The organism is Sphaerisporangium rhizosphaerae, assembly GCF_042665155.1.
Classification (GTDB): Bacteria; Actinomycetota; Actinomycetes; order Streptosporangiales; family Streptosporangiaceae; genus Sphaerisporangium; species Sphaerisporangium rhizosphaerae.
In genome coordinates this window covers 1-13,626 of record NZ_JBHTCG010000031.1, presented here as the reverse complement: position 1 = coordinate 13,626, position 13,626 = coordinate 1, and the positions used below count along the sequence as shown (strand labels likewise).

General features: G+C 70.9%; 12 protein-coding genes. 5 read left to right on the top strand and 7 right to left on the bottom strand.

Annotation, left to right across the window (positions count from 1 at the left end):
- The first annotated feature begins 73 nt into the window (after nt 1-73).
- Entirely contained in the window at nt 74-655 is a 582-nt protein-coding gene (locus ACFQSB_RS31785) for a TIGR03086 family metal-binding protein (protein WP_380830546.1), read from the top strand.
- A 20-nt stretch (nt 656-675) separates the two neighbouring features.
- Entirely contained in the window at nt 676-1,683 is a 1,008-nt protein-coding gene (locus tag ACFQSB_RS31780) for a sigma-70 family RNA polymerase sigma factor (RefSeq protein ID WP_380830544.1), read from the top strand.
- 535 nt (nt 1,684-2,218) lie between these two features.
- On the opposite strand, the gene ACFQSB_RS31775 is transcribed toward ACFQSB_RS31780, so the two are convergent.
- Nucleotides 2,219-2,806, bottom strand: coding sequence for an alpha/beta fold hydrolase (locus ACFQSB_RS31775; RefSeq protein ID WP_380830543.1), 588 nt, complete (start codon nt 2,804-2,806; stop codon nt 2,219-2,221).
- Nucleotides 2,807-2,926: 120 nt separating this feature from the next.
- Here ACFQSB_RS31775 and ACFQSB_RS31770 point away from each other — a divergent pair, with 120 nt between their 5' ends.
- On the top strand, nt 2,927-3,496 hold the full coding sequence (locus tag ACFQSB_RS31770; protein WP_380830542.1) for a TetR/AcrR family transcriptional regulator: 570 nt from the start codon (nt 2,927-2,929) through the stop codon (nt 3,494-3,496).
- A 492-nt stretch (nt 3,497-3,988) separates the two neighbouring features.
- Here ACFQSB_RS31770 and ACFQSB_RS31765 read toward each other — a convergent pair whose 3' ends face one another.
- On the bottom strand, nt 3,989-4,978 hold the full coding sequence (locus tag ACFQSB_RS31765) for a stage II sporulation protein M (protein ID WP_380830541.1): 990 nt from the start codon (nt 4,976-4,978) through the stop codon (nt 3,989-3,991).
- Nucleotides 4,979-5,016: 38 nt separating this feature from the next.
- Here ACFQSB_RS31765 and ACFQSB_RS31760 point away from each other — a divergent pair, with 38 nt between their 5' ends.
- Nucleotides 5,017-5,907: an RDD family protein gene (locus ACFQSB_RS31760; protein WP_380830540.1), complete on the top strand. Its 891-nt coding sequence runs from the start codon at nt 5,017-5,019 to the stop codon at nt 5,905-5,907.
- A gap of 290 nt (nt 5,908-6,197) precedes the next feature.
- Here ACFQSB_RS31760 and ACFQSB_RS31755 read toward each other — a convergent pair whose 3' ends face one another.
- Genes ACFQSB_RS31755 through ACFQSB_RS31735 form a run of 5 tightly spaced genes read right to left on the bottom strand, consistent with a single transcriptional unit; the run spans nt 6,198 to nt 12,112 of the window.
- Complete coding sequence (locus tag ACFQSB_RS31755) at nt 6,198-7,160, bottom strand: ABC transporter permease (RefSeq protein ID WP_380830539.1); 963 nt, start codon at nt 7,158-7,160, stop codon at nt 6,198-6,200.
- 3 nt (nt 7,161-7,163) lie between these two features.
- Nucleotides 7,164-8,144 (bottom strand): ABC transporter permease, encoded by a 981-nt coding sequence (locus ACFQSB_RS31750; protein WP_380830538.1) that lies wholly within the window; start codon nt 8,142-8,144, stop codon nt 7,164-7,166.
- A gap of 52 nt (nt 8,145-8,196) precedes the next feature.
- Nucleotides 8,197-9,198: an ABC transporter ATP-binding protein gene (locus ACFQSB_RS31745; protein WP_380830537.1), complete on the bottom strand. Its 1,002-nt coding sequence runs from the start codon at nt 9,196-9,198 to the stop codon at nt 8,197-8,199.
- Nucleotides 9,195-10,235 (bottom strand): ABC transporter ATP-binding protein, encoded by a 1,041-nt coding sequence (locus ACFQSB_RS31740; RefSeq protein ID WP_354836994.1) that lies wholly within the window; start codon nt 10,233-10,235, stop codon nt 9,195-9,197. The genes ACFQSB_RS31745 and ACFQSB_RS31740 overlap by 4 nt, the downstream gene beginning before the upstream one ends.
- 47 nt (nt 10,236-10,282) lie before the next feature.
- On the bottom strand, nt 10,283-12,112 hold the full coding sequence (locus tag ACFQSB_RS31735) for an ABC transporter substrate-binding protein (protein WP_354836996.1): 1,830 nt from the start codon (nt 12,110-12,112) through the stop codon (nt 10,283-10,285).
- 431 nt (nt 12,113-12,543) lie between these two features.
- On the opposite strand from ACFQSB_RS31735, the gene ACFQSB_RS31730 reads away from it, so the two are divergent.
- On the top strand, nt 12,544-13,626 hold a 1,083-nt coding region (locus tag ACFQSB_RS31730), incomplete at its 3' end, for a carboxylate-amine ligase (protein WP_380830536.1).

Sequence of the window (13,626 nt, the reverse complement as noted above, 5' to 3'; positions counted from 1 at the left end):
TGGGCCGAGGACCATCCGCGACCGCGGGGGGCGAGGCCTGGTTCGCCGAGGACTGTGAGAGAGGATCGAAACGATGGGAAGCAAGCAGGAGCCCGTGGCCACCCGGCAGCTGAGCCGGGCCTTCGCCAGCACCCGGGCCGTGCTGGCCAAGGTCGGACCCGGCCGGTTGGACGGCGCGACGCCGTGCGTGTCGTGGGACGTGCGCGCGCTGATCAACCATTTCGTCGGCTCGGCCCGGTGGGGCGCTTCCGCCGTCCTGGGCGCCGGTTATGAGGCCACCGACGAGGACTACGCGGCCGGCGACTTCCTCGCCGCCTACGACGAGAGCATCGAGGTCGCGCTGGCGGCTTTCGGGGCCGACCGCGTTCTGGAGAAGAGGATCGAGCTGGCGTTCGGCGAGTTCTCCGGGGCGGACCTGATGAGTATGGTGGTCAGGGACCAGTTCGCCCATGGGTGGGACCTCGCCCGCGCCATCGGCCACCACACCGACCTTGATCCCGAGCTCGCAGGCGAGCTCCTCGTCCAGGCCCGGGTCGAGATCCTCGACGCCTACCGTGGGCCTGAGGGAGAGGCCATCTTCGGGCCCATCGTCGAGGCTCCTGCCGACGCGTGCGCGGCCGACCGGCTGGCCGCCTTCCTCGGCCGCTCCCTATGACCGGAGAGTGATCGTGACCTGTGGCGGAATCTGACCAGGAGACCGTCGTGCCCGACGTGCCCGACGGTGAGGCGTTCGTCAGGGACGCCGAGCCGTTCCGGCGGGAACTGCTGGCGCACTGCTACCGCATGCTCGGCTCGGTGGACGATGCCACCGATGTGGTCCAGGAGACCTATCTGCGTGCCTGGCGTTCCTACGGCGCGTTCGAGGGCCGGTCATCGGTGCGCACCTGGCTCTACCAGATCGCCACCAACGCCTGCCTGACCGCGCTCGGGCATCACAGCAGGCGAGTGCTTCCTTCCGGCCTCGGCGGTCCGGAACCGGACCCCGAGGCCGCCCCGGAACCGGCCGGACCCGATGTCGGCTGGCTCCAACCGGTCCCCGACGCACTCGTCGGCCCTGAGACGGCCGACCCCGCGTCCATCGTCCTCGCGCGGGAGGACCTGCGACTGGCGCTGGTCGCCGGCCTGCAGTACCTGTCCGGGACGCAACGGGCCGTGCTCATTCTGCGGGATGTGCTGTCCTTTCCCGCCGCCGAGGTCGCCGTCATGCTGGGCACCACCACAGCGGCGGTCAAGAGCGCGCTGCAACGCGCCCGCGCCCGGCTCCGGGACCTGGCCCCCGCGGCCGGCGAGATCATCCCGCCCACCGAACCGGGTGCCCGTGCGCTGCTCGACCAGTACGTCGCGGCCTTCGAGAACGCCGACGCGCCGGCCCTGGAACGGCTGCTGCGCCGGGACGCCACCCTGGAGGCGACGCCCTTCAAGACCTGGTTCGCCGGCCGCGCGACCTGCGTGCCCTATCTCCGTGCCCGGATTCTCGGATCCCCCGGTGACTGGCTCATGCTGCCGACCGGCGCCAACGGGCAGCCCGCCGCGGTGGCCTACACCCGTGACGGACACGGCGCCTACCAGGCGTACGGCATCGTGGTGCTCACCGTCACCGGCGCGGGCATCAGCCAGATCGTCTCGTTCCACCAACCAGGCCTGGTCGCCACTTTCGGCTTCCCGCCGACCGTCGTCCGCTGAGTCAGGTGGAGGGGGCCACGTCGGGGGTGCGTTCGAGGTCTCCGGTCTCGCCGGCGTGGAGGGCTCGGCGGCCGAAGTGCACCACGTACGCCAGGAAGGCGGCCTCGGCGAGCGCCTCCGCACGTTTCCGCGGCCCGGGTCCGAGGTGGCCGGCCCGTCCCGGAAGATGGCAGGCGCATACTCCTCTGGCCTCGAACCGCGCCGCAAGGCTCTGTCTTGTCAGTCAGTGTTCAGCCGGATAGAGAGGTTTGGGATGATTGGTCTGGCGTATCCGATAGCCAGCGCTGCAGTTTTCGGTGCAGGTAGGGCAGCAAGACCCACTGCGTGATGGCCACGGTCGCGGGGATGAGTAGGGCTAGTCGGGCCGGCAAGGGGAGCCTATGGAGGATGGGGTCGGCGCCGGTGGCCAGGATGGTGATGACGGGGTAGATGGCGGCGCTGGTGACAAGCCAGAGCTTCCAGGGGTTCGGCGTGGCAGTGGTGACTGTGTGTCCGGGGGCGGGTCGTCGGTTGGCGTCACTGGACCTGCGGCGGTTCACGGGTTCGCCGATAGGCAGTCCAGGATGAGCTGGACGGCTTCGGGCAGGTCGATGTGGTCGTCTGGGCGCGCGCCGTAGTGAGCGCCCGTGGCAGTGACGACGGCGGTTGCTTCCAGGCCGGTGACGAGGTCCTTGACGTGGTGGATCGGATCCGGGAGAAGGACCGGGTCGTCAGCGGCGGTGAGCAGCCGGTACCGCTCGGCGGCCCGGCGCAGCCGGGGCCAGTCGAACGGCTCGGCGAAGAAGTCCGCGAGGGCTTCATATCCGGCCGGCACGTGCGCGGGAGTCGCCACAAGGACCGCGCCGGCGAAGGCACCTGCGGTGTCGACGTCGTGCTGTTGCAACAAGCGAAGGACGTTGACGCCGCCGATGCTGTGTCCGACGAGGACGGTGTCTCGGGGGTCGGTGTTCGCTAAACAGTCGCGAAGAGCCGTCCGCCAAGGGGCGAGCCGGGGCGCCGTGTTGTCGGGCAGGTTCGGGATCTGTACCCGATGTCCTTCGGCTTCCAGCACTTTGCGTAGGTAGGGGAACCAGACGCTGTCGCTGTCGGCCTCGTAGCCGTGAGAGACGACGATCGTGCTCATGTCATACTCCTATCGAAACGATGCGTAGCGTTTGAATTTAAGCACACTGCTACGGTGATGTCCATGTCTCCAGGTTCGTCCGCCGCTGACGCCGACCGCCCCCGCCGCGTCGGAGGCCGGGTGCGTAGCGCGGACGCGCATGACGACGCGCTGCGCGCGGCGGTGCAAATCTTGGAGGACGGTGGATACGCCGCCATCACCATCGAGAGGGTGGCGGCCCGTTCCGGCGTGGCCAAGAGCACCATCTATCGGTGGTGGTCGTCGAAAGCCGAACTGGTGATGGAGGCCTACGGGCATTTGGTCGCCGAGCGCATGCCGATGCCTGACAGCGGCCGCCTGGCGGAGGACCTGACGACTTTCGTCACCGCGTTGTACCGGGTCGTCGAGCATCCAACTCGGGTCAGGGCGCTTCGCGGCCTCATGGCTGAAGCTCAACTGGACCCGGCCTTCGCTGAGGCGTTTCGCGGCTGGGTGCGGAGCCGCCGCGATGTGCTGGCCGTTGTGTTCACACGCGCCATCGATCGCGGTGAACTACCCGCCGGGCTGGATGTCGACCACGCCGTCGACCTCGTATTCGGTCCGTTCTGGTACCGATTGCTGGTCGAACACCTACCGGTCGACGCAGCTGAAGCCCCGGCCCATGTCCGCCGACTTCTGTATGGACTCAATGACGCACCCCCAGAGTCCTGACCCGGCCTGCGGTTCAAGAACCGGTGCCACGGGATGAGCATCCAGGTCCTGGCCTGTCCGGACGGGATGATCGTGTGGGCCTCAGGGTCACTGCCGGACTCGGTGCACGACCTGACCGCCGCGGATTCCCACACCGACAACCGGCGCATCGGCTCACCGCCTTACACGGCGCCGGATTCGCCGTACAACGTCCCACCGCTTCGGCGCCGCTCAGCAGTAGCTCCGAGTCGCGGGAAGCCGCCGCCATGTCGCGTCTGCAACGAGGCGCCCCACAAGCAGCGCCCGCGCGGCGGCGAGAACCGGGCTCGGCGAGGGTCGCGCTGAGAGAAACACAGCGCCGAAGGCGCCATTTCGAAGAGGCGACCACGAACACCACCCCCGCTCGGCGGCGAGAGTCGCCGGAGAAAACAGCGCCGAAGGCACCATTTCCAGGAGGCGGCATCCGTCTCGGAGGAAGACAGTGCCCGGAGGAGCCGCTTCATGTGGTGGAGGTCAGGTGGAGGGGGCCACGTCGGGGGTGCGTTCGAGGTCGCCGGATTCGCCGGCGTGGAGGGCGCGGCGGCCGAAGTACACCACGTACGCCAGGAAGGCGGCCTCGGCGAGCACCCCGATGCCGATGCGCGCCCAGGTGGGCAGCGGCGACGGCGTCACCAGTGCCTCGATCAGCCCGGACACCAGCAGCACCACGACCAGGCCGAGGGCGACGCTCACGACGGCGCGTCCTTGCTCGGCGAGCGCCTCCGCGCGTTTCCGCGGACCGGGGTCGATGGCCGTCCATCCGAGCCGCATGCCGACGGCGGCGGCGAGGAAGACGGCGGTGAGCTCCAGCAGCCCGTGCGGGGTGATCAGGCCGAAGAAGATGTCCAGCCGGTCGCGTGAGGCCATGAGGCCGGCGGAGATGCCGACGTTGGCGGCGTTCTGCCACAGGATGTACGGGATGGGGATGCCGAGGAGGACCGACATCGCGATGACCTGCATCGACACCCATGCGTTGTTGATCCACACCTGCCCGGCGAACGCCCCGGCCGGGTGCTCGGAGTAGTAGTCGGCGAAGTCGTGCTCGACGAGCTGCTTGATCTGTTCGGGTCCGGCGATGGCGGCCTGGACGTCGGCATTGCGCGCGACCCAGACGCCGAGCACGACCGAGACCGCCAGGAAGACGGCGGCCGAGCCGGCCCACCACCAGCGGGCACGGTAGGCGACCACGGGGAAGGAGACGGTGAAGAACCGGATGAACTCCCGCCAGGCGGGGGTGTGGGCGCCGGTGACGGCCGAGCGCGCCCGTGCGACCAGCGCCGACAGCCGGCCCACGAGGAGCTGGTCGGAGCCGGACCTGACGATGGACAGGTGGGTCGCCACGCGCTGGTAGAGGTCGACCAGTTCGTCGACCTCGGGGCCGGTCAGCGAGCCCCGGTGCCGCACCAGGGTCTCGAGCCGGTCCCACGTCGGCTTGTGCACGGAGACGAACGCGTCGATGTCCACGCACGAAAGCCTATTGGCCCGGTGGATAGGGTGGGGGCGTGGCAGATGTGGTGACCGGTGAGGCCGTCGTCGTCGAGGTGCGGGTGGCCCAGCTGCCGAGCCGCGCGGTGGCCCTGTTGATCGACATGCTGCTGCAGTTCGCGGCCATCGTCGGGCTGTCCCTGCTGCTCGGCATGCTGTCGGTGGTCACCGAGGAAGCCTTCGCGATCGCGCTGACGATCCTGCTGACCGCCCTGGTCATGGTCGGCTACCCGGTCATCTTCGAGACGCTGAGCCGCGGGCGCAGCCTGGGCAAGCTGGCGCTCGGGCTCCGGGTGGTGAGCGACGACGGCGGCCCCGAGCGGTTCCGGCAGGCGATGTTCCGCGGTCTGGCCGGGCTGCTGGAGTTCTGGCTGCTGTTCGGGGCGCCCGCGCTGATCGGCTCGCTGGTCAGCGAGCGCGGCAAGCGGCTCGGCGACGTCTTCGCGGGCACCATCGTGATCTCCGAGAGGGCCCCGCGCCAGGCGCCGCCGCCCGAGATGCCGCCCCAGCTCGCCGCCTGGGCCACGACGCTGGAGCTGTCGCGGCTGCCGGAGGCGCTCGCCGCCACGGCCCGGCAGTACCTGTCGCGCTGGCACCAGCTGTCCCCCGCCGTCCGCCACGAGATGGGGGTGCGCATCGCCGGGCAGTTCTCCTCGTTCGTCTCGCCGCCGCCCCCGCCCGCCGCGCCGCCCTACGCCTACCTCGCCGCCGTTCTGGCCGAGCGCCGCCGCCGCACGCAGGCGCGGCTCGCCCTCCAGGCGCGGCAGGCGCGCGCGTCGTCGTCCGCTTCTCCCTTCGCCGGCGTGCCGGGAGCGGCGCCCGTTTCCGGGGCGTATCCGGCGCCGATTTTCCCGCCCTCACCTGCGGCGACACCGCCGACGGCCAGTGGTTTCATCCCTCCCGCCTAGATTTCGCGCCTTCTGCCGCATACATGCCCGAACAGGGGGCACAGGGACGTCCAGCGGGCCACTGGGGCATTGGTCCGCTACGTGGGAAACGGGTGTGGCCGGCGCGCAAGGGAGAGGACGCGCCGGCCACGCCCATGTAATCCCCCGGTTCACCTGGGAGCCCCGACAGGGTGTACGCCCGTTCGTTGAAGTCCCGGCCGCGCAGCCCTTACTCGCCGGGGAGTTCTCGCCCGTACGTCCCTTTCTCGCCGGGAGTTCCCGCCCGCAGTGCCACTGACCGCCCCCGAGGGTCAGGCGAGCCGGACGCGGGCGTCCAGGAGGGCGTAGGCGACGTCGACCAGGAGGTTGGCGACGACCACGGCCGCCGCCGTGATGAGCACCACTCCCATGATCACCGGCAGGTCGCTGCTCACGAACGCCTGCACGACCGCCTGGCCGACGCCGCCGAGCCCGAAGACCGACTCGGTGACGACCACTCCGCCGATGAGCGTGCCGACGTCCACGCCGAGCTGTGACACCACCGGCGTCAGCGCCGAGCGCAGGCCGTGCCGGACGACGACCCGCCGCTCGGGGACGCCCTTGGCGCGCGCCGTCCTGATGTAGTCCTCTCCGAGCACGTCGAGCATCGAGCCCCGCGTGAGCCGCAGGTAGCTCGCGGCCTGCACGGTGGCGAGCGTGACCCAGGGCAGGATCAGGTGCCGCGCCCACTCGGCCGGGTTCTGGGAGAAGTCCACGTAGGAGTCCGGCGGGAAGATCGGCAGGCCGGCCTTGGTGAGCTGGAAGAACAGCAGGTAGAGCAGCAGCAGCCCGATGACGAACGTCGGCATCGAGACGCCGGCGAGCGCCAGGAACGTCATGGCCCGGTCGAGCGGCGAGCGGGCCCGGGTGGCGCTGAGCACGCCCGCGCTGACGCCCACCAGGAACCACAGCACCGCGCCGCCGAGCACCAGGGAGAGGGTCGGCGGGAGGTCGGCGGCGACGAGCGTGCCGACCGACTCGCCGTTGAAGTAGGACTTGCCGAGGTCGCCGTGCAGCAGGCGGCCCATGTACTGGCCGTACTGCACCAGGACGGGCTGGTCGAGGCCGAGGTCGCGCCGGATGAGCTCGACCTGTTCCGGGGTGGCCTGCCGGCCGGCCAGCGTGCGTGCCGGGTCGCCGGGGGCCACGAAGAACATGAAGAACGTCCCGAGCGTGACCAGCCACAGGACGATCGCGCCGAGGATCACCCGGCGGATGAGGAAGCGGCGGAACATCGGTCAGCCCCCCGTGGTCTTCTTGCGGGCGCGTCTGCGGGCGAGGCCCCTGCGCCGGCTGAACAGGCGCTCGGTGCGCGGGTCGATGGCGTCGCGGACGCCGTCGCCGAGCAGGTTGAACGCCAGCGTGGCGACCAGCAGCGTGCCCGCGGGGAAGGTGAGGTACCACCAGGCCACCCGGTAGAACCCCTGCGCCTCGCTGAGCAGGTTGCCCCAGGACGGCGTGGGCGGGACGATGCCGAGCCCGAGGTAGGACAGCGTCGACTCGAACACGATGGCGGCGGGCACCAGCAGCGTGACCAGCACGATCACCGGGGCGAGCAGGTTCGGCAGGATGTCGACGACCATGACGCGCGCGTCGCTCGCGCCGAGCGACCTGGCCGCCTCGACGTACTCCCGTTCCTTGATCGACAGTGTCTGCCCGCGCACGATCCGGGCGATCGCGGCCCAGGAGTAGAACGCGATCACCCCGACCGTGGCGGTCAGGGACGGACCGGCGATGGACACCACCGCGATGGCGAAGATCAGGTACGGGAAGGAGAGCACGACGTCCATCAGGCGCGACAACAGCGTGTCCACGACGCCGCCGTAGAAGCCGGCGAGCAGCCCGACGGCGACGCCGAGCACGGCCGCGAGCCCGGTGGACAGCACGCCGACGACCAGCGACACCCGCGCCCCGTACAGCACGCGGATGAACAGGTCGCGGCCGAGCCGGTCGGTGCCGAACCAGAACGTGCCGTTCGGCGCCACCGGAAGTCCCTGGTCGGTGATGCCGATGTCGCGGAACTGGTCGTCGGGCCCGTGGCCGCTCCACTGGGCGATCAGCGGCGCCGCCGCGGCGAGCAGGAGCAGGAGCAGCACCACGACCGCCGAGGCCAGGGCGACCTTGTCGGTGCGGATGCGGGCCCAGGCCAGGGCCCACGGGCTGCGCCCGGCGATGGTCCTGCCGGGCACCACCCCGGGCCGTATCTCGGTGAGCGTCACCTCGTCCCCCTCTCACAGGCGGGGGCCCTTCGCGGACGCGTGTCGGCGCAGGTCACCTCGTCCCCCTTTCTCCCGCCGGCGGGTGTCCGCCGATCGGGTAGTGGCAGGCCGTCAGGTGGGCGCCGCCCTCCAGCGGGGGCTGTCGTTCCGCGCAGAGGTCCCCGGCGCGCGGGCAGCGGGGATGGAAGCGGCAGCCGGACGGCGGGTCGATCGGCGAGGGCACGTCGCCGGTGAGGATGACCCGGCCGCGCCGGTCGGCGGCGTCGGGGTCGGCGACGGCCGTGGCGGACAACAGCGCGTCGGCGTAGGGGTGGCGAGGATGCTCGTACAGCTCGTCGGCCTCGGCCAGTTCCACGACCCGGCCGAGGTACATCACGGCGATGCGGTCGCTGACGTGCCGCACCACCGACAGGTCGTGGGCGATGAACAGGTACGTCAGGCCGAACTCGTCCTGCAGGTCCTTGAGGAGGTTGAGGATCTGCGCCTGGATCGACACGTCGAGCGCCGACACCGGCTCGTCGCAGATGATCAGCCGGGGGCGCAGGGCCAGGGCGCGGGCGACGCCGATGCGCTGGCGCTGCCCGCCGGAGAACTCGGCCGGGAAGCGGTTGTAGTGCTCGGGGTTGAGCCCGACCCGTTCCATCAGCTCGCCGACCGCGCGCCGCCGTTCCCTGGCGGTGCCGATGCCGTGGATGACCAGCGGGTCGGCGATGATCGAGCCGACGCGCCTGCGCGGGTTGAGCGAGCCGTAGGGGTCCTGGAACATGACCTGGATGTCGCGGCGGAACGGCCGCATCGCGCCGCGCGGCAGGTTGGTGATGTCCTGGCCGTCGAAGACGACCTTGCCGGAGGTGACCGGGTACAGCCCGGCGATGCAGCGGGCCAGCGTGGACTTGCCGCAGCCGGTCTCGCCGACCAGGCCCAGCGTCTCGCCGGGCGCGAGGGTGAGGCTCACCCCGTCGACCGCGTGCACCTGGCCGACCCTGCGGCGCAGCACGGCGCCCTCGTGGATGGGGAAGTGCTTGACCAGGTCGTCGACTTCGAGGAGGTTCACGCCGCTCCCCCGTTCTCCGCGCGGGCGGCGCGCAGCCGCACGGCCTCCGCCTGCTCACCGAGCCCGACGGCCTCGTGCGGCAGCCAGCAGGCCGAGGCGTGGTCGCCGTCGCCGGTCACGCGGGCCAGCGGCGGCGGCTCGGCGGAGCAGACCGGCATGGCGTAGCGGCAGCGCGGGTGGAACGCGCACCCGGGCGGCACGGCGATCATGCTCGGCGGCTGCCCGGGGATCGGCCGCAGCCGGCCCTTGCGCACTCCCGTGCTGCCGGGGATGGACTCCAGCAGGCCCTTGGTGTACGGGTGGTGCGGCCGGTAGTAGATCGTCCGCCGGTCGGCCCGCTCCACGGGAAGCCCGGCGTACATGACCATGACCTCGTCGGCGACGCCCGCCACCACGCCGAGGTCGTGGGTGATCAGCACCAGCGCGATGTCGAACTCCCGCTGCAGGCGCGTGATCAGGTCGAGGATCTGCGCCTGGACGGTGGCGTCGAGCGCGGTAGTGGGCTCGTCCGCGACCACCAGGCGCGGGTTGAGCGCGAGCGCCATCGCGATCATCGCGCGTTGCCGCATGCCGCCGGAGAACTGGTGCGGGTAGTCGTCCACCCTGCGGTCGGGGCGCGGGATGCCGACCAGCCCCAGCAGTTCGACCGCGCGCCGCCGGGCCTCGGCGCGGCCCACGCCGGCGTCGTGGACGCGGATCAGTTCGGCGATCTGCCAGCCGACCTTGTACAGCGGGTGCAGGCTGGTCAGCGGGTCCTGGAACACGACGCTGATCGCCGACCCGCGGATCCGGCGCAGCCGCTCCTCCCCCAGCGTGAGCAGGTCGACGCCCTCGAACAGGGCGCTGCCGGTGATGTCGGCCTCGGGCAGCAGGCCGAGGATGGCCTGCGTGCTCACCGTCTTGCCGCTCCCGGACTCCCCGACGATCGCCAGCGTCCGCCCCGGCTCGACGCTGAACGACAGCCCGCGGACGGCCCGCACGAGGCCGTCCGCGGTCGGGAAGCCGACCGTGAGGTCCTTGACTTCCAGAAGGCTCATCTACCGGTCCTTCGTCCGATTCCTGCGATCACGACGTCGCGCCCGCATCACGGGCTCGGCGGGTCGAGCCAGAGGTTGGTGACGTCGTAGAGCTGGAAGGAGGGCAGGTAGAGGGCGTTCTTGACCCGCTTGGCGTGGTAGATCGGCGTGTTCTGGTTCTGGAAGGGCACGATCACCGCGTCCGCCATGACCTGCTGGTCCACCTGGTGCCACAGACCCGCCGACTTCGCCGCGTCGGGCTCGGCGAGCGCCTGCTTGATCAGGTCGTCCACCCGGGGGTTGCTGTAGCAGCCGTAGTTGGAGGTGCCGGGGGTGCAGTTGGTCTGGAACAGCGGCTGGGCGACCGCCCGCCCGTTGTTGCCGTACCAGTCGGGCACCCAGCCGGGGGCTGAGATGTCCCACTTGCTGCCCTTGGCGAGGGACACGTTCTGCAGGAAGGCGCCGTAGTAGTCGCCCTGCCGCACCGGCAGGCCCTTGACCGTGATGCCGCATTTCTGCAGGTCGGCGGAGTAGGACTGGAAGACGGCCGGGTGGTTGCCCGCGTTGCGGTAGGCCCCGGTCAGGGTGAGCCCGTTCGGGTAGCCGGCCTCGGCGAGCATCTGCTTGCACTTGGCCGGGTCGCCCGCGTCGCCCGGCGTCGGGTACGGGTTGTACTCCTGGTAGCCGATGTTGCCCGGCGGGATGGCGGTGTGCAGCGGCGTGTTGAGCTCCTTGCCGCCGTAGATCTTGCCGATGGCGACCTTGCTGATCGCGTACTCGATGGCCTGGCGCACCTTGAGCTTGCCCATGGCGCCGCCGGCGTTCTTGCTCTGCTGGTTGAACACCAGGTAGGGGTTGGTGATGGCCCCGGGGAAGACCTTGTAGTTGGCGTCGCCGGAGGAGGCCAGGCGGGGCAGTTGCGCCGTCGGCACCGGCAGGTCCCACGACAGGTCGGCGGTGCCGGCCTCCAGTTGCTGCTGCACGCTGTCGGGCTCGGTGACGCCCTCCTTGACCTCGATCGCGTCGACGTACTGGTGGCGGATCGGGTCGGCCTCCTGCTTCCAGGCCGGGTTGCGCTCCAGCCTGATCTCCTTCGTCGCCACGTACTTGACGATCTTGTAGGGTCCGTCGGAGACGACGTGCTGGCGGAAGTCCGCGTCGTCGGGCAGGTACTGGTCGTACTCCTGCGGCGCCGCCGAGGCGAAGTTGAGCGACAGGATGTTCAGGAAGTCGCTGGCCGGCTGGACGAGCGTGAACACCAGCGTCTTGTCGTCCTTGGCCTGGACGCCGGGGATGTCGTGGGAGTTCTGGAAGTCGGCCAGCGCCTTCGGCGTGGGCTTGTCCTTCTCGAACGCCTTGGCGTAGGCGGAGCAGTACTCCGCCATGCCCTTGATCGTGCTGGTGTAGTACCCGGGCGCTCCCGAGCCGGCCACCGGGTTGCACAGCCGCTTGAAGCCGCGCAGGTAGTCCTGGGCGGTGACGGCGCGCGGCGGCGTGGTGTCCCACTGGACGCCGTCGCGCAGCTTGACGGTGTAGGTGAGCAGGTCCTTGCTCAGCCCGCCGTTCGCCGTGGTGGGGATCTCGGCGGCGACGTCGGGCACGACCTCCAGGGCCTTCTTCAGGTCGGCCTGCGCGGCCAGCGAGAACAGTTGGCGGGCGTAGGCGCGCAGGAGCCCGTTGGTCACGGTGTAGTAGGTGCTGGTCGGGTCGAGGTGGTCGACGTCGCCGCCGCCGACCAGCCGCAGCGTCCCGCCCTGGACGGGCTTGCCGGCCGGCTGCTGGGCGCCGGCGGACTTTCCGGCGCCGGTGCCGCCGGTGCCGCTGTCGGTCGCGCAGGCGGAGGCGAGCAGCGTCGCCGCCGCCGCGACCGCGATGGTGAGATGGCGCGATCTGGCCATCTGCCCTCCTGGGTGCCGAGATGGGGATCCTGGTGGCCGGTCGCAGGGCGGGAGCGCGGTAGGCTGGCGCCCTGCCTCGCGGCTGGGATGGGTGCTCGGGGATGAGGCGCTTGGTGGAGATCGAGGGCCGCTCTGATTGAAGGAACCCACTTTCCGGGCCGGCTGTCGAGGCCGGTTACGCAACCGATGGCGATGCGCGATCCATAAGTGATGCCGGTTCGGTCGTGAAATATCAGCGAATTGCGACACAATCGCCGAACAACCCGCTCATAGCCCTCTGAGCTGCGCGAACGTCGCGGTAGCGGTCGCATTCAAAGGTGCTCCCAGGGATGGGAAGCACGAGGTAAACCCGGTTTCCGCACTATTGGTACGGGCATCGGTACATTTGAACGTCTGCTTCCTCCGGGGATGCACCCGAATGAGGTGGAGCAGTGAAACCGACGCCGTCCACGACCTCGCGCCGGAACATCCCGCCCCCCTTGCTGACCATGGGCATGGAGGAGGAGTTCCTGCTGATCGACCCGCGCAGCGGGCGCCTGCGGCCCGCCGCGGGACAGGTGCTGCGCCGCCTCGGCGGGCTGGCCGCCTGCCGGGTCGTGCCGGAGCTGACCAGGTGCCAGGTCGAGACCAACAGCGCCGTCCACACCGACCTGCGGGCGCTCGCCGCCGACCTGCTGCGGCTGCGCGCCCTCGTCTCCGCCGCGGCGTCGGACGCGGGAGCCGCGCTGTCGGCGTGCGGGACGTGCCTGGTCGGCTGCGGCGGCATGCCCCCGCTCAGCGCCGCACCGCGCTACTGGCGCATGTACGAGCAGTTCCGCGCCCTGCTGTACGGGCAGGGGGTGTGCGGGTGCCACGTCCACATCGGCGTCGCCGACCGCGAGGAGGCCGTGGGGGTCAGCAACCACGTGCGGCCCTGGCTGCCGCTCCTGCAGGCGCTGACCGCCAACTCCCCCATCACCGACGGCGAGGACACCGGCTACGCGAGCTGGCGGGCGATGTTGTGGGCGCGCTGGCCGAGCGCCGGTCCCCCGCCGTACTTCCTGTCGGTCGGCCACTATGACGGCCTGCTGCGGGGTCTGCGGGCCAGTGGGGCGATCCTCGACCGGGGCATGGTGTACTGGCTGATCAGGCTCTCCCACCACCTGCCGACCCTGGAATTCCGGTCGGCCGACACCTGCGCCACGGTGGAGGAGGCCGTCCTGCTGGCCGCGCTGGTCCGCGCACTGGCCGCGACCGCCCTCGTCGAGGTGCGCCGGGGCGTCCCGGGCCCGCCGGTCGACCACACGCTGCTGTGCGCCGCGTACTGGCGCTCGGCCCGCGACGGCATGGAGGGCGCGGTCTACGACCCGATCACCGGCCGGGTCGTCCCGGCGTGGACGCTCGCCGAACGGCTGGTGGAGACCGTGCGCCCGGCCCTGGCGGCGGCCGGCGACCTGGCGCCGGTCACCGCCGCGCTGCGCGCCCTGCGGCGCGGCGGCTCGGGCGCGGAACGCCAGCGCGCCCCCCACCGCCGC

Coding starts and splice junctions, on each gene's coding strand:
- ACFQSB_RS31735 (WP_354836996.1), bottom strand. CDS start 12,112: ATGGCCAGATCGCGCCATCTCACCATCGCGGTCGCGGCGGCGGCGACG.
- ACFQSB_RS31775 (WP_380830543.1), bottom strand. CDS start 2,806: ATGAGCACGATCGTCGTCTCTCACGGCTACGAGGCCGACAGCGACAGC.
- ACFQSB_RS31740 (WP_354836994.1), bottom strand. CDS start 10,235: ATGAGCCTTCTGGAAGTCAAGGACCTCACGGTCGGCTTCCCGACCGCG.
- ACFQSB_RS31785 (WP_380830546.1), top strand. CDS start 74: ATGGGAAGCAAGCAGGAGCCCGTGGCCACCCGGCAGCTGAGCCGGGCC.
- ACFQSB_RS31755 (WP_380830539.1), bottom strand. CDS start 7,160: ATGTTCCGCCGCTTCCTCATCCGCCGGGTGATCCTCGGCGCGATCGTC.